Here is a 24,471-nt window from a genome sequence, read left to right as displayed (position 1 = left end):
ACACACAATCGCGGTAAACCGGTTGTTGAAGCGGTCTGCACGGGATAATTATCAATAAACACATGTAGATCGAGGCTGATTATGAAGAACATCGTTTTATGCTGTGCAGCGGGAATGTCAACCAGCATGCTGGTTCAACGTATGAAAGACGCCGCGCAGAAAAAAGGGGTTGAAGTCACCATTAAAGCCGTTCCGGTTGCGGAGTTTAAAGACAACATCGCGACGGCCGACATCGTATTGCTGGGGCCACAGGTTAAATACGAGCAGGCCAAACTCCAGGCACAGGCCGAGCCGCTGGGTAAAAAGGTCGCGGTGATCGACATGATGGATTACGGCATGATGAAAGGCGATGCCGTACTGGAAAAAGCGCTCAAACTTCTGGAGTCATAATGGAAGACTTAGAAACCACGATTATGGAACTGCTGGTCAACGCAGGCGCGGCGCGCAGTGCGGCCCTGACGGCGTTACAGATGGCGCGTAAAGGTGAGTTTGGCGAAGCAGAAAAAGCGATGGAAGAGTCGCGCGAATATGTGAAGCATGCACACACGATACAGACTCAGCTTATCGGTCTTGACGAAGGGACCGGGAAGCTTCCGGTTAATCTGATCACCGTCCATTCTCAGGATCACCTGATGAACGCGATGGTCATTCAGGATCTTGCGGGCGATATGATTGAGCTTTATCGTCGGCTGCCGCTGGCAAACTGATAAAAAAAGCCCGGCGGCGCAACACGCTTACCGGGCCTGCAAAACACCATAAAAAAACCCGCCGAAGCGGGTTTTTTACTTATGGCATCAACGACTACTCGTTGTCGGAACCGCCCAGACCTGCGTTCAGCAGTTCTGCCAGGCTCGCGGATGCATCTTCAGCAGTCACCTGCGGTGCAGCTGGCAGTTCACCCGCAGCACGACGACGCATACGATCCTGATGGTACGCATAACCGGTACCGGCCGGGATCAGACGACCCACGATAACGTTCTCTTTCAGACCGCGCAGTTCATCACGTTTACCTGCAACAGCTGCTTCGGTCAGGACACGAGTTGTTTCCTGGAACGATGCTGCAGAGATGAAGGACTCGGTTGCCAGAGACGCTTTGGTGATACCCAGCAGATCGCGCGAGAAGGTCGCACCGATTTTGCCGTTCGCTTCCAGATCGCGGTTAGCGATCTTGACGCGTGAGTATTCAACCTGCTCGCCTTCCAGGAACTCAGAGCTGCCTGCGTTTTCGATGGTTGCTTTACGCAGCATCTGACGAACGATAACTTCGATGTGCTTATCGTTAATCTTAACGCCCTGCAGACGGTAAACGTCCTGCACTTCGTTGGTGATGTAACGCGTTACCGCGTGTACGCCACGAAGACGCAGAATGTCGTGCGGAGCTTCTGGACCATCGGAAACCACGTCACCACGTTCTACACGTTCACCTTCGAACACGTTGAGCTGACGCCATTTCGGAATCATCTCTTCGTACGGTTCGCTGCCATCTACTGGAGTGATAACCAGACGGCGTTTCCCTTTGGTCTCTTTACCGAAGGAGATGATGCCGCTGATTTCAGCCAGGATTGCAGGCTCTTTCGGACGACGTGCTTCGAACAGGTCCGCAACGCGTGGCAGACCACCGGTGATGTCCTTGGTACCGCTGGATTCCTGTGGAATACGCGCCAGAGCATCACCCGCACCGATCTGAATGCCATCTTCCAGCTGAACGATCGCTTTACCCGGCAGGAAGTACTGCGCAGGCATGTCGGTACCAGGGATCAGAACGTCGTTACCCTGAGCATCAACGATTTTCAGTGCAGGACGCAGATCTTTACCACCGGTAGTACGTTCAGCAGAATCCAGAACCACCAGAGAAGACAGACCGGTCAGTTCGTCGGTCTGACGAGTAATGGTCTGGCCGTCGATCATGTCAGTGAAGCGGATGAAACCACTTACTTCGGTGATAACCGGCATGGTGTGTGGATCCCAGTTTGCAACGGTTTCACCGCCGGCAACCTGCTCGCCATCACCCTTCGCCATAACCGCACCGTAAGGCACTTTATAGCTCTCTTTGGTACGACCGAATTCGTCGATCAGCTTCAGCTCGGTGTTACGAGAGGTCACAACCAGCTTGCCTGCGGAGTTAACAACAGACTTCGCGTTGCTGAGCTTGATGCTACCTTTGTTTTTCACCTGGATGCTGGATTCAGCAGCCGCACGAGATGCCGCACCACCGATGTGGAACGTACGCATCGTCAGCTGTGTACCCGGTTCACCGATGGACTGTGCCGCGATAACGCCGATTGCTTCACCTTTGTTGATGAGGTGGCCACGCGCCAGGTCACGACCATAGCAGTGCGCACATACACCAAAGTCGGTGTCACAGGATACAACGGAACGCACTTTCACAGAGTCAACAGAGTTCGCTTCCAGCAGATCACACCAGTGCTCGTGCAGCAGCGTGTTACGTGGAACCAGAATGTCTGCAGTACCCGGCTTCAGAATGTCTTCCGCGGTCACACGACCCAGAACGCGATCGCGCAGTGGCTCTTTAACATCACCACCCTCAATAACCGGGGTCATGGTGATACCTTCGAGGGTCCCACAATCGTCTTCGGTCACAACCAGATCCTGCGCAACGTCAACCAGACGACGCGTCAGATAACCGGAGTTCGCTGTTTTCAGTGCGGTATCCGCCAGACCTTTACGAGCACCGTGCGTGGAGATGAAGTACTGGAGTACGTTCAGACCTTCACGGAAGTTCGCGGTGATTGGCGTTTCGATGATGGAACCATCTGGCTTCGCCATCAGACCACGCATACCTGCCAGCTGACGAATCTGTGCTGCAGAACCACGCGCACCGGAGTCGGCCATCATGTAGATGCTGTTGAAGGAAACCTGCTGCTCTTCTACGCCGTCACGGTTAATTACGGTTTCGGTCTGCAGGTTATCCATCATCGCTTTGGATACACGATCGTTCGCCGCTGCCCAGATATCGATAACTTTGTTATAGCGTTCGCCCGCGGTAACCAGACCAGACTGGAACTGCTCCTGGATCTCAGCAACTTCGGCTTCCGCTTCAGAGATGATCTCGTGTTTCTTCTCTGGGATAACCATGTCATCGATACCAACAGATGCACCTGAACGCGCTGCATAAGCAAAGCCGGTATACATTGTCTGGTCAGCGAAGATAACGGTCGGCTTCAGACCCAGAATGCGGTAACAGGTGTTCAGCATTTTGGAGATCGCTTTCTTGCCCAGCGCCTGGTTGACGATGGAGAAAGGCAGACCTTTCGGTACGATCATCCACAGAATGGCACGGCCAACGGTCGTGTCTTTCAGGCTGGTTTTCGCAACGAATTCGCCGTTTTCATCTTTTTCGTATTCAGTGATACGCACTTTAACGCGCGCATGCAGAGAGGCCAGGCCAGCGCGATAAATACGCTCAGCTTCTTTCGGGCCAGTCAGCACCATGCCTTCGCCTTTGGCGTTAACACAGTCACGGGTCATGTAGTACAGACCCAGTACAACGTCCTGAGAAGGAACGATGATAGGTTCACCGTTCGCTGGGGACAGGATGTTGTTGGTAGACATCATCAGCGCACGCGCTTCGAGCTGGGCTTCCAGCGTCAGCGGTACGTGAACAGCCATCTGGTCACCATCGAAGTCGGCGTTATATGCCGCACAAACCAGCGGGTGCAGCTGGATAGCTTTACCTTCGATCAGGACTGGCTCAAATGCCTGGATACCCAAACGGTGCAGGGTTGGTGCACGGTTCAGCAGTACCGGGTGTTCGCGGATAACTTCGTCCAGGATATCCCAAACGACAGCTTCTTCACGCTCAACCATTTTCTTAGCGGCTTTGATCGTGGTGGCCAGGCCACGCAGTTCCAGCTTGCCGTAGATGAACGGTTTGAACAGCTCCAGTGCCATTTTCTTCGGCAGACCGCACTGATGCAGACGCAGGTATGGACCTACGGTGATTACAGAACGACCGGAGTAGTCAACACGCTTGCCGAGCAGGTTCTGACGGAAACGACCCTGTTTACCTTTGATCATGTCGGCCAAAGATTTCAGAGGACGTTTGTTAGAACCGGTGATCGCACGACCGCGACGACCGTTATCCAGCAGGGCATCTACCGCTTCCTGCAGCATACGTTTTTCGTTGCGTACGATGATGTCCGGCGCAGCCAGATCCAGCAGACGTTTCAGACGGTTGTTACGGTTGATAACGCGACGATACAGATCGTTCAGATCGGACGTTGCGAAACGACCACCATCCAGCGGAACCAGTGGACGCAGATCTGGCGGCAGAACCGGCAGAACGGTCAGGATCATCCACTCTGGTTTGTTACCAGACTGAACGAACGCTTCCAGCAGTTTGATACGCTTGGTCAGCTTTTTACGTTTGGTTTCGGAGTTGGTTTCGTTCAGCTCTTCACGCAGCTGCTCGCACTCTTGCTCCAGATCCATACTCTTCAGCAGAGCCTGAATAGCTTCCGCACCCATCTTCGCGTCGAATTCGTCACCGAACTCTTCCAGCGCATCCAGATACTGCTCTTCAGTCAGGATCTGATGACGTTCCAGGTTCGTCATCCCGCCTTCGATAACCACATAAGATTCGAAGTACAGAACACGTTCGATATCGCGCAGCGGCATATCCAGCAGCAGACCGATACGGGACGGCAGAGATTTCAGGAACCAGATATGAGCGGTCGGAGACGCCAGCTCGATGTGGCCCATGCGCTCACGACGCACTTTGGTCTGGGTCACTTCAACGCCGCACTTCTCACAGATCACACCACGGTGTTTCAGGCGCTTGTACTTACCGCACAGGCACTCGTAATCTTTTACTGGCCCGAAAATACGCGCACAGAAAAGGCCGTCACGCTCAGGTTTGAACGTACGGTAGTTGATGGTTTCCGGCTTTTTAACTTCACCGAAAGACCATGAACGGATCATGTCTGGCGAAGCCAGAGCAATTTTGATCGCATCAAACTCTTCGGTTTTAGTCTGCGCTTTCAGAAACTTTAATAAATCTTTCACGGATTTGCTCCCGTCGGAGTTAGCACAATCTGGTGCCGGGGGTTAACCCGGCACCAGTGACCTGTTTGAGCGAGAATTACTCGTCTTCCAGTTCGATGTTGATACCCAGCGAACGAATCTCTTTCAACAGTACGTTGAAGGATTCTGGCATGCCCGGTTCCATCTGATGGTTGCCGTCCACGATGTTTTTATACATCTTGGTACGACCGTTCACGTCATCAGACTTAACGGTGAGCATTTCCTGCAGGGTGTATGCCGCGCCGTATGCTTCCAGCGCCCACACTTCCATCTCCCCGAAGCGCTGACCACCGAACTGTGCCTTACCACCCAGCGGCTGCTGAGTAACCAGGCTGTAAGAACCGGTAGAACGAGCGTGCATCTTGTCGTCGACCAGGTGGTTCAGTTTCAGCATGTACATGTAACCTACGGTTACCGGACGCTCGAACTGTTCACCGGTACGGCCGTCAAACAGCGTAATCTGACCAGACGTTGGCAGACCACCCAGTTGCAGCAGCTCTTTAATTTCAGCTTCTTTTGCACCGTCGAATACAGGCGTTGCAATTGGCATACCTTTGCGCAGGTTCTCTGCCAGACGCAGCACTTCTTCATCGCTGAAGGTGCTCAGGTCGACTTTCTGACGCACGTCGGTACCCAGATCGTAGGCACGCTGGATGAATTCGCGCAGTTTCGCGACTTCCTGCTGCTGTTTCAGCATGGCGTTAATCTTATCGCCGATACCTTTCGCAGCCATACCCAGGTGAGTTTCCAGGATCTGACCAATGTTCATACGAGACGGTACACCCAGTGGGTTCAGTACGATATCTACCGGCGTACCGTTAGCATCGTGCGGCATATCTTCGATCGGGTTGATCTTAGAGATAACACCCTTGTTACCGTGACGACCTGCCATCTTATCACCAGGCTGGATCTGACGTTTAACGGCCAGATACACCTTAACAATCTTCAGCACGCCTGGTGCCAGATCGTCGCCCTGAGTGATTTTACGGCGTTTCGCTTCGAGTTTTTTCTCGAACTCGTGTTTCAGTTCGTCATACTGCTCAGCCAGCTGTTCCAGCTGATTTTGTTTATCTTCGTCGGTCAGGCCCAGTTCCAGCCAGCGATCGCGTGGCAGTTTGTCGAGCTTCTCAGCTTCAACGCCACCGGCAACCAGCACCGCATAAATACGGCTGAACAGACCCGCTTCGAGGATCTGCAGTTCTTCAGACAGGTCTTTCTTAGCCTGTTTGAGCTGCATCTCTTCGATTTCCAGCGCACGTTTATCTTTCTCAACGCCGTCACGGGTGAAGACCTGAACGTCGATAACCGTACCGGAAACACCGTTTGGTACGCGCAGAGAAGAGTCTTTAACGTCAGACGCTTTCTCACCGAAGATTGCACGCAGCAGTTTCTCTTCTGGCGTCAGCTGGGTTTCACCTTTCGGCGTAACCTTGCCCACCAGAATGTCGCCGCCGGTCACTTCCGCACCGATGTAAACAATACCGGATTCATCCAGTTTTGAGAGCGCAGCTTCACCCACGTTAGGGATGTCAGCGGTGATCTCCTCTGGCCCCAGCTTGGTGTCACGGGACACACACGCCAGTTCTTGAATGTGGATGGTGGTGAAACGATCTTCCTGAACCACACGCTCGGAGACGAGGATGGAGTCTTCGAAGTTGTAACCGTTCCACGGCATGAACGCTACGCGCATGTTCTGACCGAGCGCCAGTTCACCGAGGTCGGTGGACGGACCGTCTGCCAGCACGTCGCCGCGCTCAACTGGCTCACCCAGAGATACGCAAGGCATCTGGTTGATACAGGTGTTCTGGTTAGAACGGGTGTATTTGGTCAGGTTATAAATGTCGATACCAGCTTCGCCCGGATACATCTCGTCTTCGTTAACTTTGATAACGATACGGGATGCATCGACGTACTGAACAGTACCGCCACGTTTAGCAACTGCAGTAACACCGGAGTCAACGGCAACAGCACGTTCCATACCGGTACCAACCAGCGGCTTATCAGCGCGCAGAGTTGGAACGGCCTGACGTTGCATGTTCGCACCCATCAATGCACGGTTGGCGTCATCGTGTTCCAGGAACGGGATCAGGGACGCACCGACGGATACCACCTGCTGGGTGGATACGTCCATGTAGTCAACCTGATCGCGGCTGAACAAGCTGGATTCGCCTTTGCTACGGCAGGTAACCAAATCTTCTACAAAGTGGCCTTCGTCATCCAGGTTGGAGTTCGCCTGAGCGATAACGTAGTTGCCTTCTTCGATAGCAGACAGGTAGTGAATTTCGTCGGTTACAACACCGTCAGTCACTTTACGGTACGGGGTCTCGAGGAAACCGTATTCGTTAGTCTGTGCGTACACGGACAGGGAGTTGATCAGACCGATGTTTGGACCTTCAGGCGTTTCGATTGGACATACGCGACCGTAGTGCGTCGGGTGTACGTCTCGAACTTCAAAGCCTGCACGTTCACGGGTCAGACCGCCTGGGCCGAGTGCAGAGATACGACGTTTGTGCGTAATCTCAGACAGCGGGTTGTTCTGGTCCATGAACTGAGACAGCTGGCTGGAACCGAAGAACTCTTTCACTGCTGCGGAAATCGGCTTGGCGTTGATCATATCCTGAGGCATCAGGGTATCCAGATCGCCCAGAGACAGACGCTCTTTAACCGCACGCTCTACACGAACCAGGCCAACGCGGAACTGGTTTTCCGCCATTTCGCCTACGGAACGGATACGACGGTTGCCGAGGTGGTCGATATCGTCCACTTCGCCTTTACCGTTACGGATATCAATGAGCTTCTTCATCACTTCGATGATGTCGTCTTTGCTCAGGATACCGGAACCTTCGATTTCGTCGCGCAGCAGAGAACGGTTGAACTTCATACGACCAACCGCGGACAGATCGTAGCGGTCTTCGGAGAAGAACAGGTTCTCGAACAGGCTTTCCGCCGCTTCGCGAGTTGGTGGCTCACCAGGACGCATCATGCGGTAGATTTCTACCAGCGCGCTCAGACGATCGGTGGTTGGGTCGACGCGAATAGTCTCAGAGATATAGGCGCCGTGGTCCAGATCGTTGGTGAACAGCGTTTCGATACGTTTATGGCCAGACTGGCTCAGCTTAGCCAGCAGATCCAGGCTCAGCTCCATGTTAGCTGGGCAGATCAGCTCGCCAGTTGATTCATCAACGTAATCTTTCGCGGCTACTTTTCCTGCAATGTACTCAACCGGAACTTCGATGAGTTTGATATCATCTTTTTCCAGCTGGCGGATGTGGCGCGCGGTGATACGGCGACCTTTTTCCACATACACTTTGCCGTCGGCTTCGATGTCGAACGACGCGGTCTCACCACGCAGACGTTCCGGCACCAGCTCCATCTGCAGCTTGTTGTCGCGGATTTCGAAGATCACTTTCTCAAAGAACAGGTCCAGGATCTGTTCAGTGGTGTATTGCAGCGCACGCAGAATGATGGTTGCAGGTAACTTACGACGACGGTCGATACGGACAAACAGGTTGTCTTTCGGATCGAACTCGAAGTCCAGCCATGAACCACGGTAAGGAATGATGCGTGCGTTATACAGTACTTTACCGGAAGAGTGTGTTTTACCTTTATCGCTGTCGAAGAAGACGCCCGGGCTACGATGCAGCTGGGAAACGATAACACGCTCAGTACCGTTAATTACGAAAGTACCGTTGTCCGTCATGAGTGGAATTTCACCCATGTAGACTTCTTGTTCTTTAATGTCTTTTACGGTGCCTTCCGGCGCTTCGCGCTCGTAGATCACCAGACGCAGTTTTACGCGCAGCGGTGCGGAATAGGTCACGCCACGGATCTGACATTCCTGAACGTCAAACACCGGTTCGCCAAGGCGGTAGCTGACGTACTGCAGCTCGGAGTTACCGCTGTAGCTCTGAATCGGGAACACGGAGCGGAAGGCTGCTTCCAGACCGTACTGCCCTTCAGGATCTTGCTCGATAAACTTCTGGAACGAGTCAAGCTGGATAGAAAGGAGATATGGAATGTCCAGAACTTGTGGACGTTTACCAAAATCCTTACGAATACGTTTTTTCTCGGTATAGGAGTAAACCATAGGGTTCCTCAGCTCGCTGACAAGTCGACCCATCTGTCCGACGAAGGGACAGTTTGTGCAACACCATTTTGTGGACCGGAAAATTGAATACTTTCCGCAATACCTGTTGCTATCACGCTTAAATCATTTCGTCGCGATTTACACAGAGCGAGCACCCTGTCGCAATATATTAAGTCGTCGATAGAAACATGCATTGTCAGGACAACCAGCAGTCAAACAGTGTGAAATGCTACTGATGCCTTACAGCGCAAAAAGGCTGGTGACTAAAAAGTCACCAGCCATCAGCCTAATTACTCAGGCTGCAACCAGAAAAGTTGGCTTATTTAACTTCAACTTCAGCGCCAGCTTCTTCCAGAGATTTTTTCAGTGCTTCTGCGTCATCTTTGCTCACGCCTTCTTTCAGCGCAGCTGGTGCAGATTCTACCAGGTCTTTAGCTTCTTTCAGACCCAGGCCAGTTGCGCCACGTACTGCTTTGATAACAGCAACTTTGTTAGCGCCAGCAGCTTTCAGAATTACGTCGAATTCAGTTTTTTCTTCAGCAGCTTCAGCCGGGCCCGCAGCTACAGCTACAGCAGCAGCAGCAGAAACACCGAATTTTTCTTCCATTGCAGAAATCAGTTCTACAACGTCCATTACGGACATAGCGGCAACTGCTTCAATGATTTGATCTTTAGTGATAGACATTTAAATTGTTCCTGAAAATCAGAATAAGTTTATACGTAAGCGAATGCTTTATAAAGATAACTGCGATTAAGCAGCTTCTTTCGCATCGCGAACAGCAGCCAGAGTGCGAACCAGTTTGCCAGCCGAAGCTTCTTTCATGGTTGCCATCAGGCGTGCAATTGCTTCTTCGTAGGTCGGCAGGGTTGCCAGGCGATCGATTTGCGATGCCGGGATCAACTCACCTTCAAAGGCTGCAGCTTTGACCTCAAATTTTGCATTCGCTTTCGCGAACTCTTTGAACAGACGAGCAGCAGCGCCCGGGTGTTCCATAGAGTATGCAATCAGGGTCGGACCAACAAACGTGTCTTTCAGGCACTCGAACTGAGTACCTTCAACTACGCGACGCAGCAGGGTGTTACGAACAACACGCATGTATACGCCAGCTTCACGACCTGCTTTACGCAGTTCAGTCATTTTGTCTACAGTAACGCCACGGGAATCCGCAACTACTGCAGACAGCGCGCCTTTGGCTACTTCGCTGACTTCAGCAACAATCGCTTGTTTGTCTTGAAGATTTAAAGCCATTAGCTTTGCTCCTGGATGTTTGCCGGAACTCATGTTCCGGAACTCACTTCACTCTCCCCAACGGAAAGAGCGTCTTAATACGGTGAGCAGAAACAAGCCAGAGTATCCAAAAATAATCTTAGCGTTCTGTCACCGTCTACGCAGGGGATTAAGTCTCTTGCGAAACACCTGCGGTCTTCGACGGAGGCCTAGATTAGGCCAGGCTCCAACGAACAAATCTTTTAGTCGCCAACTTTCGTTAGCAAACGTGGGGGTAAGATTGTAGACAAAATCACCGCCCACGTAAAGGCATTAGTTTGCAGCAGCGCTCAGGCCAGCCTGGTCAACTGCAACACCTGCACCCATGGTGGTGGAGATGCTAACTTTCTTGATGTACACGCCTTTCGCCTGAGTTGGTTTAGCTTTTTTCAGCGCAACCAGCAGAGCTTCCAGGTTTTCTTTCAGTTTGTCAGCGTCAAAGTCCACTTTACCGATGGTGGTGTGGATGATGCCGTTTTTGTCGTTACGATAACGAACCTGACCTGCTTTAGCGTTCTTAACCGCTTCAGCAACGTTAGGGGTTACAGTACCTACTTTCGGGTTTGGCATCAGGCCGCGTGGACCCAGAACCTGGCCCAGCTGGCCAACAACGCGCATTGCATCTGGAGAAGCAATAACAACGTCAAAGTTCATTTCGCCTTTCTTGATCTGATCAGCCAGATCTTCCATACCTACCAGTTCAGCGCCAGCAGCTTTAGCAGCTTCAGCGTTTGCACCCTGAGCAAATACAGCTACACGAACGGAACGGCCAGTACCGTGTGGCAGTACAGTTGCGCCACGAACGTTCTGATCGGATTTACGCGCGTCGATGCCCAGGTTAACGGCAACGTCAACGCTTTCTACGAACTTAGCCGTTGCCAGTTCTTTCAGCAGAGCGATAGCTTCGTTGATGTCGTACTGTTTGGTCGCATCAACTTTGTCACGGATCACGGACATGCGCTTGGTCAGTTTAGCCATTTCTTAGTCCTCCACTACCAGGCCCATGGAACGTGCAGTACCTTCGATTGAGCGAGTCATCGCTTCAATGTCGGCACCAGTCATGTCGGCAGCTTTGGTCTGCGCGATTTCCTGCAGCTGAGCGCGGGAAATTTTACCCACTTTGTCTTTGTTCGGTTTACCGGAACCAGACTTGATACCAGCCGCTTTCTTCAGCAGAACTGCTGCTGGAGGGGTTTTGGTAACGAAAGTGAAAGAACGGTCAGCGTAAACAGTGATTACGACTGGGATTGGCAGACCTTTTTCCAGGGATTCAGTTTTTGCGTTGAACGCTTTACAGAATTCCATGATGTTCACACCCTGCTGACCCAGAGCTGGACCAACTGGTGGACTTGGGTTCGCCATACCAGCTGCAACCTGCAGCTTGACGTAGGCTTGTACTTTCTTAGCCATTCTAAAATCCTCTGATTGGGTGATAGCGCCTCAGGGAGGCTCCCCGTGAATAAAATTCGTTTTACGGGCCAGGCCCATAAAAACAAAAGGCGCGAAATTGTATTCCAATCTCGCGCCCTGTGCAACGATTAAATCGCCGCTTTTTTGATCGCTGCTTAGGCTTTTTCGACCTGTGCAAAGTCCAGTTCTACCGGGGTCGCACGACCGAAGATAGAAACAGAAACTTTCAGGCGGGACTTCTCGTAGTCCACTTCTTCAACGACGCCATTAAAGTCAGCAAACGGACCGTCGCTAACACGAACCATCTCACCCGGTTCAAACAGCGTTTTCGGACGCGGCTTATCACCCACCTGCTGCAGGCGGTTCATAATCGCATCAACTTCTTTGTCGCTGATTGGCGCCGGACGGTCAGACGTGCCGCCGATAAAGCCCATCACGCGCGGTACGCTGCGCACCAGGTGCCAGCTCGCGTCGTTCATCACCATCTGAACCAGCACGTAACCCGGGAAGAATTTGCGCTCGCTTTTGCGACGCTGGCCGCCACGGATCTCGACCACTTCTTCGGTCGGGACCATAACTTCGCCAAACAACTCTTCCATATTATGTAATTTGATATGCTCACGCAGCGACGTTGCTACGCGGCCTTCAAAACCGGAAAACGCCTGAACGACGTACCAACGCTTTTTAGGGGCTTCAGACATCTTAGAACCTCAGGCCAGTAATAAAGGAAACCAGGCGAACCAGAATACCATCCAGTCCCCACAGGATCAGTGACATTACCGCAGTCACTGCAGCCACGATCAGCGTGGTGTGCAATGTTTCCTGGCGAGTCGGCCAAATGACCTTGCGGACTTCGGTACGTGCTTCGCGAGCGAAAGCAACGGTTGCTTTACCCTTAGTCGTCAACAGCGCGACACCGCCCGCTGCAGCAATCAGAATCACCACTGCCAGCGCGCGGAGCGGCAGCATCATGTCACGATAAAGATAGTTGCCAACGATTGCCACAATCAGCAGCACGGCAACAGCGACCCACTTCATCGCTTCCAGGCCGCGCCCGCTCCCTTGAGCTTCGGTATTCGCACTCATAAACCAACCTGTAAGAAGAATTCTACAAATAATTTCACCCCGCGATTGCGAGGCGAGCCAAATCGAAACGCTAATCCCTTTATGGATTATACGCTCTCTGCAGAGCCTGTCTCAGCAATGATTATGACAAAAATAATCACTGATGAGCCAGGTTCTGATGTGAAAGCGTGCAAAAAGGGCATCAAATGATGCCCTTTTCATGCGCATTGCGTCAAATGTTATCAGCGATTAGCCGAGAACTTTAGCAACCACGCCCGCGCCAACGGTACGGCCGCCTTCACGGATTGCGAAACGCAGACCGTCGTCCATCGCGATTGGGTGGATCAGAGTCACAACCATCTTGATGTTGTCGCCTGGCATTACCATCTCTACGCCTTCTGGCAGTTCGATGGTACCGGTCACGTCAGTTGTACGGAAGTAGAACTGTGGACGGTAGCCTTTGAAGAACGGAGTATGACGGCCGCCTTCGTCTTTGGACAGAATGTACACTTCAGATTCGAACTTGGTGTGTGGCTTGATTGAGCCTGGCTTCGCCAGAACCTGACCACGTTCGATTTCTTCACGTTTGATACCACGCAGCAGAACACCAACGTTCTCACCAGCACGGCCTTCGTCCAGCAGTTTGCGGAACATCTCAACGCCAGTACAGGTAGACTTCGCAGTCTCTTTGATACCAACGATTTCAACTTCTTCGCCAACTTTGATGATACCGCGCTCTACACGACCGGTAACAACGGTACCACGACCGGAGATGGAGAATACGTCTTCGATTGGCAGCAGGAATGGCTTGTCAATCGCACGCTCTGGTTCTGGGATGTAAGAATCCAGGAAGCCAGCCAGTTCGATGATTTTCGCTTCCCACTCAGCTTCGCCTTCCAGCGCTTTCAGAGCAGAACCACGAACGATTGGGGTATCGTCGCCTGGGAAATCGTACTGAGACAGCAGTTCACGAACTTCCATCTCTACCAGTTCCAGCAGCTCTTCGTCATCAACCATGTCGCATTTGTTCAGGAACACGATGATGAAAGGAACGCCTACCTGACGACCCAGCAGGATGTGCTCACGAGTCTGAGGCATTGGGCCATCAGTCGCAGCAACAACCAGGATCGCGCCGTCCATCTGCGCAGCACCGGTGATCATGTTTTTAACATAGTCGGCGTGGCCTGGGCAGTCTACGTGTGCGTAGTGGCGAGTCGGGGTGTCATATTCAACGTGGGAAGTGTTGATGGTGATACCACGTGCTTTTTCTTCTGGCGCGTTATCGATCTGGTCGAATGCGCGAGCAGAACCACCGTAGGTTTTTGCCAGAACGGTAGTGATTGCAGCGGTCAGCGTTGTTTTACCATGGTCAACGTGGCCGATAGTACCGACGTTAACGTGCGGTTTTGTACGTTCAAACTTTTCTTTAGACATCGATTGTCCCTCTAAGACACGGATAAATCGGTGATATCACCACATCAACCAGGCGAAATGCCTGAATTGTTGAATACAGTAAAATTGAAACAGAGAGAAACGGGAAGGAGAAGTGAAGTGGTGCTGATACCCAGAGTCGAACTGGGGACCTCACCCTTACCAAGGGTGCGCTCTACCAACTGAGCCATATCAGCACGTATTGGAGCGGGCAGCGGGAATCGAACCCGCATCATCAGCTTGGAAGGCTGAGGTAATAGCCATTATACGATGCCCGCATCCTGAAACTCGGCTACCCAGTTCTTTCTGTAACAAAAAAAGAGATTTCTCTCTTTTTCAGTTTGAGCTGGCTAATTTTTCCAACCAGCTCCGGCGGCATTTACGCTGCCAGAAAGTGGTGGTGGGGGAAGGATTCGAACCTTCGAAGTCTGTGACGGCAGATTTACAGTCTGCTCCCTTTGGCCGCTCGGGAACCCCACCGGACTTGATGGTGCCGACTACCGGAATCGAACTGGTGACCTACTGATTACAAGTCAGTTGCTCTACCTACTGAGCTAAGTCGGCATCAAGTAGCGCGCATTCTATGGATACCTGCGCGGTCATGCAACTAAAAATTTGCATAAAACGTTCTTTCGCTCACATTTTATGCGAACAGCGTATCGGACGCTGTAAAAGTAGTCATTTGAGGTCAAATATTCAACATATCAGCGTGATTTGCACCGTATTCACCGTAGCGTGACGGCTTCCGCGTAACGCAGCGCTTTCCATCTTTTTTCTTATTATTCCTGTCATCTGGTGTTAACCTCCTGCCCATTGTCCAAAATTAACTGTGTGATGAGCCACGATCCGGCAGTGTGATGCTGGCTCCCTGAAGCATGCTTATGAGCAAAAAAGAGCAAACGTTAATGACGCCTTATCTTCACTTTAACCGCAGCCAGTGGGCTGCCCTGCGTGATTCCGTCCCTATGACGCTGACGGAAGGTGAAATCGCACGGTTAAAAGGGATAAACGAAGATCTGTCCCTGGAAGAAGTGGCAGAAATTTATCTCCCCCTCTCTCGCTTGCTTAACTTCTATATCAGCTCGAACCTGCGCCGTCAGGCCGTGCTGGAGCAGTTTCTCGGGACGAACGGTCAACGCATTCCTTATATCATTAGTATCGCAGGCAGCGTGGCCGTGGGTAAAAGTACCACCGCGCGTGTTCTGCAGGCGCTGCTGAGCCGCTGGCCGGAACACCGCAGCGTGGAGCTGATCACCACCGACGGCTTCCTGCACCCGAACGAGGTGTTAAAAGAACGCGGACTGATGAAGAAGAAGGGCTTCCCGCTTTCTTATGATATGCACCGTCTGGTGAAATTTGTCTCTGACCTGAAATCCGGCGTGCCGCACGTCACTGCGCCAGTCTATTCGCACCTGATCTACGATCGCATCCCGGGTGGAGATAAAACGGTGGTCCAGCCGGACATCCTGATTCTGGAAGGTCTGAACGTGCTGCAAAGCGGGATGGACTATCCTCACGACCCGCATCACGTATTCGTCTCGGATTTCGTCGATTTCTCTATTTATGTCGATGCGCCGGAAGACCTGCTGCAAAACTGGTACATCAATCGTTTCCTGAAGTTCCGCGAAGGGGCGTTCACTGACCCGGATTCCTATTTCCACCACTATGCTCAGCTTTCTGAAGAAGAAGCGATCAACGTGGCCACGGGGCTGTGGAACGAGATCAACTACGTGAACCTCAAAGAGAACATCCTGCCGACGCGCGAGCGCGCGAGCCTGATCCTCACCAAGAGCGAGAAGCACGCCGTCGACCAGATTCGCCTGCGAAAATAACTAACGCAGACATAAAAAAACCGGCCTAGCGCCGGTTTTTTTCGTTATGCATGTGGCTTCTCGCCATTTTCATCCTGATCGACCGCGAAGCAGGCTACCAGTTGACCGCCATAATCCTTCAGCTGAGGCTGAAGCTGGGTGCACGGGCCAAAGCGGCGACTGCAGCGGGCGTTGAATGCACATCCCGGAGGTGGATTCAGCGGACTTGGCAGTTCACCCGTCAGCTTAATACGCTCACGACGATCGTCCGGGTTCAGACGCGGCGTCGCAGACAGTAGCGCCTGGGTATACGGGTGACGAGGGTTATTAAATATCTGGTCTTTGGTCCCCTTCTCCACGCAGCGCCCCAGGTACATCACCATCACTTCATCAGCAATGTGCTCGACAACCGACAGGTCGTGGGAGATGAACACATACGACAGCCCCAGCTCCTGCTGGAGATCCATCATCAGGTTCAGCACCTGCGCACGCACGGATACGTCGAGCGCGGAGACCGGCTCATCGGCAATCACCACGTCCGGATCGAGCATCAGCCCGCGCGCGATAGCGATACGCTGACGCTGGCCGCCGGAGAACATGTGCGGATAGCGGTCATAATGCTCGGTTTTCAGGCCGACCTTCGCCATCATCGCCAGCGCTTTTTCACGGCGCTGCTCCTTGCTCAGATTACTGTTGATCAGCAGCGGCTCTTCCAGAATCTGCCCGACTTTTTTACGCGGGTTCAAAGAACCATACGGGTTCTGGAACACAATCTGGATTTTCTGGCGACGCAGCTTCTGCGCCTGCGGATCGTGCTTGAGCAGATCCTGCCCCTGATAATAGAGCTCACCGCCGGTCGGCACTTCAATCATCGTCAGCAGACGGCCCAGCGTGGATTTGCCGCAGCCTGACTCCCCCACCACCGCCAGCGTTTTACCGCGTTCGAGGTTAAAGGAAACGCCGTCCAGTGCTTTCACAAGGCGTTCAGGGGCAAACAGTCCCTTCTTCACCGGGTAGTATTTTTTCAGATCGATGGCCTGCAACAGCGGTTGTTGCGTGGTGGCCTGTTGCGTACTCATAGTGTTGGCCTCCCGGCATCATCGAGTGGGTAGTGGCATTTCGACTGACGACCGTCAGCAAGCTGGTTCAGCTCTGGCTCTTCTGCCCGGCATTTGTCCGTCGCATACGGGCAGCGCGGATTGAGCAGACAGCCCTGCGGACGGTCATATTTACCCGGTACCACACCCGGCAGCGACGCCAGACGCGCTTTGTCCTGGGCAAACTCCGGCAGCGCGCGTAAAAGCGCCTGGGTATACGGGTGACGCGGCGCGCGGAAAATATCGTGTGAATTCCCGGTCTCGACCACCTGGCCGGCATACATCACGATGATTTTATGCGCGGCTTCGGCCACCAGCGCCAGATCGTGCGTAATCAGCACCAGCGCCATATTCTCTTTCTGCTGCAGCTCCAGCAGCAGTTCGATGATTTGTGCCTGAATGGTCACATCCAGCGCCGTCGTCGGTTCATCCGCAATCAGCAGTTTTGGTCGACAGGCAATCGCCATGGCGATCATCACGCGCTGGCTCATCCCACCGGAGAGCTGGTGCGGGTAAACGTCCAGGCGTGATGCCGGGTCAGGAATACCCACCTGGTTCAGCAGGTCGATCGCGCGCTGACGACGGGTTTTCTTATTCCCGCCCTGATGCACCTTAATCGCTTCCATAATCTGGAAACCGACGGTGTAGCACGGGTTCAGGCTGGTCATCGGGTCCTGGAAAATCATCGCCACTTCGGCACCCACCAGCTGGCGGCGCTGTTTCTCAGAAATGCGCTTCAGGTCCTGACCGTTAAACTGCAGGTTTTCCGCCATTACGCGGCCCGGATAATCAATCAGCCCCATGATCGCCAGTGAACTCACCGACTTACCGGAACCGGACTCCCCGACAATGCCAACCACTTCGCCCTGATTTACGCTGTAGCTGATGCGGTCCACGGCGCGAAACGGAGTGCCTTCGTCGCCGAAGTGCACCGATAATTTATCTACATTTAATAACGCCATCTCGTGCCTCTTACTGCTTCAGTTTGGGATCAAGCGCATCACGCAGGCCATCACCCATCAGGTTAAATGCCAGCACCGTCAGCAGGATTGCCAGACCCGGGAAGGTGACAACCCACCAGGCGCTTTGTGCGAACTGCAACACGTCGGAGAGCATGGTGCCCCACTCCGGTGTTGGCGGCTGCGCACCCATGCCCAGGAAGCCAAGAGCGGCCATATCAAGAATGGCGTTAGAGAAACCAAGCGACGCCTGAACAATCAGCGGCGCAAGGCAGTTAGGGAAGATATTAACGAACATCTGGCGCATCGCACCGGCACCCGCCACGCGAGACGCCGTGACGTAGTCCCGGTTCACTTCCACCAGCACCGCCGCACGGGTTAAACGTACGTAGTGAGGGAGCGCCACGAAGGTCAACGCCAGCGCGGCGTTCCCAATCGACGGGCCGAAGATCGCCACCAGTACCAGCGCCAGCAGCAGGCTTGGCAGCGCCAGCATGATGTCGACGATACGCATGATGATGTTATCAACGATGCCGCCGAAGTAACCGGCAACCAGGCCGAGAACGATCCCCATAATCAGGGACAATACCACCACCAGGCAGCCGACCAGCAGCGACAGGCGCGCGCCGTACATCAGACGCGACAGCACGTCGCGGCCCACGTCATCGGTACCCAGCAGGTGCGCCAGGCTACCGCCATCCTGCCACGCAGGTGGCGCGAGCAGCGCATCGCGGAACTGGTCCGCCGGGTTATACGGTGCGAGGAAGTTCGCAAACACCGCAATCAGGATCATGATAGCGACATACACCAGCCCTACCACCGCGCCTTTATTGCGCTTGAAGTAGTGCCAGAATTCCTGCAGCGGCGTCATAGGAACCGGTGCAGCGACCACTTTATTTTGAGTGACTTGTGACATGATGGTCCCTTACTTCTTATGACGAATACGCGGGTTCACCACGCCGTACAGCAAATCGACCAGCAGGTTGACGAGGATAATCATCGTCGCGACCAGCAGTACACCGCCCTGCACAACCGGATAGTCACGGCGTTGCAGCGCGTCAATCAGCCAGCGTCCAAGGCCCGGCCAGGAGAAGATGGTTTCGGTCAGGATCGCCCCCGCCAGCAACGTCCCTACCTGGAGACCGATAACCGTCACCACCGGCAGCATGGCATTACGCAGCGCGTGAACGATGATGACGCGCATACGCGTCAGGCCCTTGGCGCGCGCGGTGCGGATATAATCCTCACCCAGCACTTCCAGCATCGATGAACGGGTCATACGCACTATCACCGCCAGAGGAATGGTGCCCAGCACCATGGCAGGCAGAATCATGTGCGCGACGGCATCAATGAAGTTGCCCTCTTCGCCCCAGATAGCCGTATCAATCAGCATAAAGCCGGTGAGCGGGTTGGAGTCATCCAGGAAGACCATATCGCTAACGCGCCCGGAAACCGGTGTCAGGTTAAGCTGCACCGATACCAGCATGATCAGCATCATGCCCCACCAGAAGATAGGCATGGAGTAGCCGGTCAGCGCCAGGCCAACGGCGGTATGGTCGAAAATAGAGCCACGCTTAACGGCAGCCAGTACCCCAACAGGAATACCCACCGCAGTGGCAAAAATCATGGCGCAGACGCCAAGCTCCAGTGTCGCTTTAAAACGCGGCACGAACTCGTCCCACACCGGAAGACGGCTTTTCAGCGAAATCCCTAAATCACCGTGCAACACGCCCCAGATATAGTGGAGGTATTGCTGCCACATCGGCTTATCGAGACCGAGTTCCGCCAGCAGCTGTGCATGGCGCTCAGGGGAAATACCACGCTCGCCCGCCATAATCATTACCGGGTCACCGGGGATCATATGGACGAAGGCAAAAGTGAGAAGGGTGATACCGATAAACGTGGGGATAACAAGTCCCAGACGTCGGAGGATGAACTGCAACATAACCCGGATTCTCTCTGATGACGCACGACCAGTGGCGTGACGTCTGTATTGCTCACAAATGTAAATTCCCTCTCCCTTCGGGAGAGGGTTAGGGTGAGGGGATGCATGCCCCTCCCCCCTGCCCTCTCCCGGAGGGAGAGGGAGAACACCCTACTTATTATTCAACCGATACGTTTTCGAAGTGGTGTTTGCCCAGCGGATCAACCACGTAGCCCTTCACTTCTTTGCGCACTGGCTCGTAAACGGTGGAGTGAGCAACAATCAGCGCCGGAGCCTGATCGTGCATAACAACCTGAGCCTGCTTGTACAGTTCAATACGTTTGTTGTGATCGTCGGTCGCACGCGCCGGCTGGATCAGGTCTTCAAACGGCTTGTAGCACCAGCGAGAGTAGTTAGAGCCGTCTTTCGCCGCCGCGCAGCTGAAAAGGGTGGCGAAGAAGTTGTCCGGATCCCCGTTATCACCGGTCCAGCCCATCATGACCGCCTGGTGCTCACCCGCTTTGGCGCGCTTCAGGTACTCGCCCCACTCGTAGGTCACAATCTTGGCCTGAACGCCAACCTTAGCCCAGTCAGCCTGAACCATTTCCGCCATACGGCGTGCGTTCGGGTTGTACGGACGCTGTACCGGCATAGCCCACAGCTCAACGGTAAAGCCTTTATCCTGGCCCGCTTCTTTCAGCAGCGCTTTCGCTTTCTCAGGATCGTAGGTGTAGTCTTTAACGTCGTCGTTATAGCCCCACATGGTTGGCGGGATCAGGTTTTTGGCTGCAACGCCCGCGCCCTGGTAAACGGCCTTGATGATCGCTTCTTTGTTCACCGCGTAGGTCAGCGCCTGACGCACTTTCACGTCATCAAACGGTTTCTTCTCGGTGTTGAAGGAGAGATAGCCCACGTTCAGGCCAGCCTGCTCCAGCAGGTTGATGTTCTTGTCCTGCTTCATACGGGCGATATCAGCCGGGTTCGGGTATGGCATAACCTGGCATTCGTTTTTCTGCAGTTTTGCATAACGTACTGACGCATCAGGCGTGATGGAGAAGACCAGACGATCAATCTTCGGCTTGGTGCCCCAGTAGCCTTCGAATGCTTTATACAGAATACGGGAGTCTTTCTGGTACTGCAGCAGCTGGAATGGACCGGTACCGATTGGGTTCAGGTCGACTTTTTCCGGCGTACCGGCTTTCAGCATGTTGTCCGCGTACTCTTTGGACAGAATTGAGGCGAAGTCCATGGCCAGGTCAGCCAGGAACGGTGCTTCCGGACGCGTCAGCACGAACTGAACGGTATTATCGTCCACTTTTTTCACTTCAGAGATCAGATCCGGCAGACCCATCCCTTCGAAGTATTCATAGCTGCCGCCAGAGACTTTGTGGTACGGGTTCTGAGCGTTTTTCTGACGGTCGAAGGAGAACACAACGTCGTCGGCGTTAAAGTCGCGCGTTGGTTTGAATTCTTTGCTGTCCTGCCACTTCACGCCCTTGCGCAGGTGGAAGGTGTAGGTTTTACCGTCTTCGCTGACGTCCCACTTCTCGGCCAGACCCGGAATCACTTCCGTGGTGCCGGTTTTGAATTCAACCAGACGGTTATAGATCGGTACAGAGCTTGCGTCGTAAGTCGTACCAGAAGTAAAGAGCTGTGGGTTAAAGCCTTCCGGCGAGCCTTCAGAACAGTAAACCAGGGTTTTTGCCTGTACGCTTGCTGCCACGGTCATAGCCACCAGGCTCAGACCAAGCTTCAGCATCCCTGACTTCTTCAAGGAAATACTCATTATTCTGCTCCAATGTGATGTTTTGCTTTGTTGTGTTACGCCGCCAGACCTTTATTTGTTTTTTACCCGGTCCGGTCGGTGGTGCCCGAAGGCAGTAAAGGGATGGAGAATCCTTTCAGAAGAGCGTTTGAGTTGCAGCGCAGATCGTCCCTGAAATGCCCCTCATGCCCTACAATCTGTCAACAGAATGTGAAAACGTCAATACAGGTGACGGGCATTTACGCTGAGTGTGAGAAACCGCAAACAAAGATTAAAAAAACTCTATACACCAGTTTTCAGCAGGGAAATTTATGCTACTCGCTATCTTGCAGCACAACTCTCTTCATATTTCGCAACAATCAGTGATTAACTTTTATTCAGAATGGGTAAATTTTCTTGCAGAATGGTGATTATCTGAGCACTAAATACCGCGAACGTTAAAACGCACAGCGAAAAATGCTGAGGTTATCCATAAGTAACGCGAAAAAAGATCAATCTATATATAAAAAAATACAATGGATTATGTCACAAAATCGTTAACAGGCAGGCTTAAGCGAGGATAAGGGACATTTTGCACGGTCGAATGGAGTAACCCGCTAATGCAAAAAGGGCTAACCTTGCGGTTAGCCCTTTTCAGAATGTGGTCGGCGAGAGAGGATTCGAACCTCCGACCCACTGGTCCCAAACCAGTTGCGCTACCAAGCTGCGCTACTCGCCGAATGCGGAGCGCATCTTACTGCTGAGGTGCGCCCCCGTCAATCCCTTATTTTCAAAAAGCCATTCAACTGGCGATATTCTCGCCAGAGCAGCTACTGCGCGGCTTTTGAGGTGTTATCAGGGAGTTTACACCAGTTGTTGTTTTCGTTAATCCCACCATTCGGTGAGGTATAGCCGAGACAACCCATAATGGTGTCGTACAGCTCAACGTGACGACGCGGCACCTTCATCTCCGCCTCTTTCTTCAGCTGAGCAAACATCTTCGCTTTCTCCGGATTTTCGAGATACTTATCCGACATCCACATGATCATCGGCACGCGGAACTGCTCTGGCGGAGCCAGCTTGCGCGGCGTACCGTGCAGATGCTCTTTCTCGTTGATGGATTCACCGTGGTCTGCCGCATAAATCACAATCGCTTTCTTATCGCGCAGTTGATCAATGACACGGCTCAGGAAAGTATCCACATACAGCACCGAGTTATCGAAGGCGTTGATCAGCTCCTGCTTGCTGCAGTCTTTATTAATGCCCACGCACTCAGGCTGCCACTTCGCGAAATCACGCGTGTAGCGCTGGTAATAGCTGTAATGCGACCCTTTGGTATGCAGAATAACCAGATGCTTACCTTGCGGATGGTTCTTGAGGGACTGCGACATCTCTTCCAGCAGCAGCATGTCGTCGACGTTTTTACCGCGGTTACGCGGCTCGGCACCAATCTGCTCGCGGTACGCGATGTTATCCGCCAGCGTGTTGGTGTAGAACCACATCTCACTTTGCATGGCGAACAGGTCTGAGCTAAATCCAAGCTGCTTCAGCACGGCAAACACGTTCTGCTCTTTCAGCGTGCGTTGCGGGTTATCGCTTGCACCGCCTTCACGCACAAACATGCAACGTAGCGAGAGCTTCGTTGCGGTATCACAGGAGTAGCCACGGTAAGCCACCAGGTTCTTCTCCTGCGCCAGCTTTGGTGTGGTATCCCGGTCATAGCCAAGAATGCCCATATGATCCCAGCGCGTCGTTTCGCCAATGACAAAGACGACGTACGTATCATCAACCCCGTCGGCTGGCGGCTGGTAGGTGAATTTTTTCAGTGGATTGATCAGCGACTTCACATCACCGGATTCATCCGCCTGCGCCCAGGCATACAGACCTAACGCTGACAGCCAGTTAGACGGCAAATAGGAGTTTGCCACCACGCCGCCATAGCTTGGCATATCCACGCCCGTCGCTTTTTCGACGCGTTTTTGCTGCGTTTCCATCAGGCGAATAGGCGCCCATACCAGCAGACCGGCCAGCAGGACAACGACGATATTGCGGATCCGCTGTCCACGCGTACGCAGCTGGCGTAACAGCGTGTAGCGGCACGTATTGCTCCAGATAAAGAACAGCGGGATCAGACAGGTTAAGATAGTCCAGACGATAAAGCCTTTCCCAACCACTTCTTTCGAAAGATCGATATCCGTGGTCATCACCGAGGCAACGATACCGTAACCAATGACCACGTTCATAAAGGTCATGTAATAGCTTGCAGCAGCAGAAATAATCACCACCAGCGAGGCTAAAATTTGCCAGGTTCGGCGGCCAAAGAGAGAGAGCAGGCGTAACAGGAAAAAGGTAGCCAGAACAGAGCCAAACACTTCAATCGCGGCGAATATCCCATTGCTTACGGTGAGGTGTTCAAAATAGCCTTCCACTCTTCTGAACAGCACCGCGCCATTCAGAAACAAACCGATATAGACAGCCAGCATCAGACACAATCTTTGCTGGGTAAGAGACCTAATGTATTTCATGCAAACAACCCTGGGGGAAGGGGTATAAAGACCCGCCGAATCTCAACGAGAAAGCAGACAGAGTAAGTAAATGCGTAAGGAAGCGTTATGAGAAACGTCTACAAGCGC

Annotated in this window: 18 protein-coding genes and 5 tRNA genes; 3 read left to right on the top strand and 20 right to left on the bottom strand. The window is 53.1% G+C overall.

The genetic code is table 11. From position 1 onward, the window contains the following. The first annotated feature begins 81 nt into the window (after positions 1–81). The gene (locus KGP24_RS01305) at positions 82–390 is read left to right on the top strand and encodes a PTS sugar transporter subunit IIB (RefSeq protein ID WP_023334100.1); all 309 of its coding nucleotides are present in this window, start codon (positions 82–84) and stop codon (positions 388–390) included. After that, positions 390–707 (top strand): PTS lactose/cellobiose transporter subunit IIA, encoded by a 318-nt coding sequence (locus KGP24_RS01300; RefSeq protein WP_223562114.1) that lies wholly within the window; start codon positions 390–392, stop codon positions 705–707. Before KGP24_RS01305 ends, KGP24_RS01300 begins: the two co-directional genes overlap by 1 nt. 94 nt (positions 708–801) lie before the next feature. Here KGP24_RS01300 and rpoC read toward each other — a convergent pair whose 3' ends face one another. The 13 genes from rpoC to KGP24_RS01235 form a co-directional block, all read right to left on the bottom strand. After that, on the bottom strand, positions 802–5,025 hold the full coding sequence (gene rpoC, locus KGP24_RS01295; RefSeq protein ID WP_223562113.1) for a DNA-directed RNA polymerase subunit beta': 4,224 nt from the start codon (positions 5,023–5,025) through the stop codon (positions 802–804). 76 nt (positions 5,026–5,101) lie between these two features. Then, entirely contained in the window at positions 5,102–9,130 is a 4,029-nt protein-coding gene (gene rpoB, locus KGP24_RS01290) for a DNA-directed RNA polymerase subunit beta (RefSeq protein ID WP_223562112.1), read from the bottom strand. A 319-nt stretch (positions 9,131–9,449) separates the two neighbouring features. Beyond that, positions 9,450–9,815 carry a 50S ribosomal protein L7/L12 gene (rplL, locus tag KGP24_RS01285; protein WP_006176746.1) on the bottom strand — a complete coding sequence of 122 codons (366 nt, stop codon included), beginning with the start codon at positions 9,813–9,815 and terminating at the stop codon, positions 9,450–9,452. A gap of 66 nt (positions 9,816–9,881) precedes the next feature. Then, entirely contained in the window at positions 9,882–10,379 is a 498-nt protein-coding gene (gene rplJ, locus KGP24_RS01280; RefSeq protein ID WP_001207203.1) for a 50S ribosomal protein L10, read from the bottom strand. Positions 10,380–10,670: 291 nt separating this feature from the next. Next, a complete protein-coding gene (gene rplA, locus KGP24_RS01275; protein WP_006810530.1) occupies positions 10,671–11,375 on the bottom strand; it encodes a 50S ribosomal protein L1 in 705 nt (234 codons plus the stop codon). A 3-nt stretch (positions 11,376–11,378) separates the two neighbouring features. After that, complete coding sequence (gene rplK, locus KGP24_RS01270) at positions 11,379–11,807, bottom strand: 50S ribosomal protein L11 (protein ID WP_008503452.1); 429 nt, start codon at positions 11,805–11,807, stop codon at positions 11,379–11,381. A 155-nt stretch (positions 11,808–11,962) separates the two neighbouring features. Continuing rightward, positions 11,963–12,508 carry a transcription termination/antitermination protein NusG gene (gene nusG, locus KGP24_RS01265; protein ID WP_002438628.1) on the bottom strand — a complete coding sequence of 182 codons (546 nt, stop codon included), beginning with the start codon at positions 12,506–12,508 and terminating at the stop codon, positions 11,963–11,965. Position 12,509: 1 nt separating this feature from the next. Further along, entirely contained in the window at positions 12,510–12,893 is a 384-nt protein-coding gene (gene secE / locus KGP24_RS01260) for a preprotein translocase subunit SecE (RefSeq protein ID WP_014068449.1), read from the bottom strand. Between the two features lie 228 nt (positions 12,894–13,121). Then, positions 13,122–14,306, bottom strand: a complete 1,185-nt coding sequence (tuf, locus tag KGP24_RS01255; protein WP_014068448.1) for an elongation factor Tu — start codon at positions 14,304–14,306, stop codon at positions 13,122–13,124. A gap of 118 nt (positions 14,307–14,424) precedes the next feature. Then, positions 14,425–14,500, bottom strand: a tRNA-Thr gene (locus KGP24_RS01250). Positions 14,501–14,506: 6 nt separating this feature from the next. Further along, a tRNA-Gly gene (locus tag KGP24_RS01245) sits at positions 14,507–14,581 on the bottom strand. 117 nt (positions 14,582–14,698) lie between these two features. Then, positions 14,699–14,783: transfer RNA gene (locus tag KGP24_RS01240), tRNA-Tyr, on the bottom strand. Positions 14,784–14,791: 8 nt separating this feature from the next. After that, positions 14,792–14,867: transfer RNA gene (locus tag KGP24_RS01235), tRNA-Thr, on the bottom strand. 317 nt (positions 14,868–15,184) lie between these two features. Here KGP24_RS01235 and coaA point away from each other — a divergent pair. Next, positions 15,185–16,135 (top strand): type I pantothenate kinase, encoded by a 951-nt coding sequence (gene coaA / locus KGP24_RS01230; RefSeq protein WP_021242480.1) that lies wholly within the window; start codon positions 15,185–15,187, stop codon positions 16,133–16,135. A 44-nt stretch (positions 16,136–16,179) separates the two neighbouring features. Here coaA and dppF read toward each other — a convergent pair whose 3' ends face one another. From dppF to eptB, 7 genes are all read right to left on the bottom strand, one after another. Then, positions 16,180–17,193 (bottom strand): dipeptide ABC transporter ATP-binding subunit DppF, encoded by a 1,014-nt coding sequence (dppF, locus tag KGP24_RS01225; RefSeq protein WP_032644494.1) that lies wholly within the window; start codon positions 17,191–17,193, stop codon positions 16,180–16,182. Continuing rightward, positions 17,190–18,173 (bottom strand): dipeptide ABC transporter ATP-binding protein, encoded by a 984-nt coding sequence (gene dppD, locus KGP24_RS01220; protein ID WP_008502772.1) that lies wholly within the window; start codon positions 18,171–18,173, stop codon positions 17,190–17,192. Before dppD ends, dppF begins: the two co-directional genes overlap by 4 nt. A gap of 10 nt (positions 18,174–18,183) precedes the next feature. Further along, on the bottom strand, positions 18,184–19,086 hold the full coding sequence (dppC, locus tag KGP24_RS01215) for a dipeptide ABC transporter permease DppC (protein ID WP_111964354.1): 903 nt from the start codon (positions 19,084–19,086) through the stop codon (positions 18,184–18,186). A gap of 9 nt (positions 19,087–19,095) precedes the next feature. After that, a complete protein-coding gene (dppB, locus tag KGP24_RS01210) occupies positions 19,096–20,115 on the bottom strand; it encodes a dipeptide ABC transporter permease DppB (protein ID WP_023334097.1) in 1,020 nt (339 codons plus the stop codon). Between the two features lie 157 nt (positions 20,116–20,272). Next, positions 20,273–21,880 (bottom strand): dipeptide ABC transporter periplasmic-binding protein DppA, encoded by a 1,608-nt coding sequence (gene dppA / locus KGP24_RS01205; RefSeq protein ID WP_223562111.1) that lies wholly within the window; start codon positions 21,878–21,880, stop codon positions 20,273–20,275. A 620-nt stretch (positions 21,881–22,500) separates the two neighbouring features. Then, positions 22,501–22,577 (bottom strand) — tRNA-Pro (locus KGP24_RS01200). Positions 22,578–22,668: 91 nt separating this feature from the next. Next, the gene (eptB, locus tag KGP24_RS01195; RefSeq protein ID WP_223562110.1) at positions 22,669–24,363 is read right to left on the bottom strand and encodes a kdo(2)-lipid A phosphoethanolamine 7''-transferase; all 1,695 of its coding nucleotides are present in this window, start codon (positions 24,361–24,363) and stop codon (positions 22,669–22,671) included. Positions 24,364–24,471 lie beyond the last annotated feature (108 nt).

This window comes from Enterobacter sp. JBIWA008 (genome assembly GCF_019968765.1).
In the GTDB taxonomy this organism is placed as follows: Bacteria; Pseudomonadota; Gammaproteobacteria; order Enterobacterales; family Enterobacteriaceae; genus Enterobacter.
This window is presented reverse-complemented; position numbering and strand designations above follow the sequence as displayed.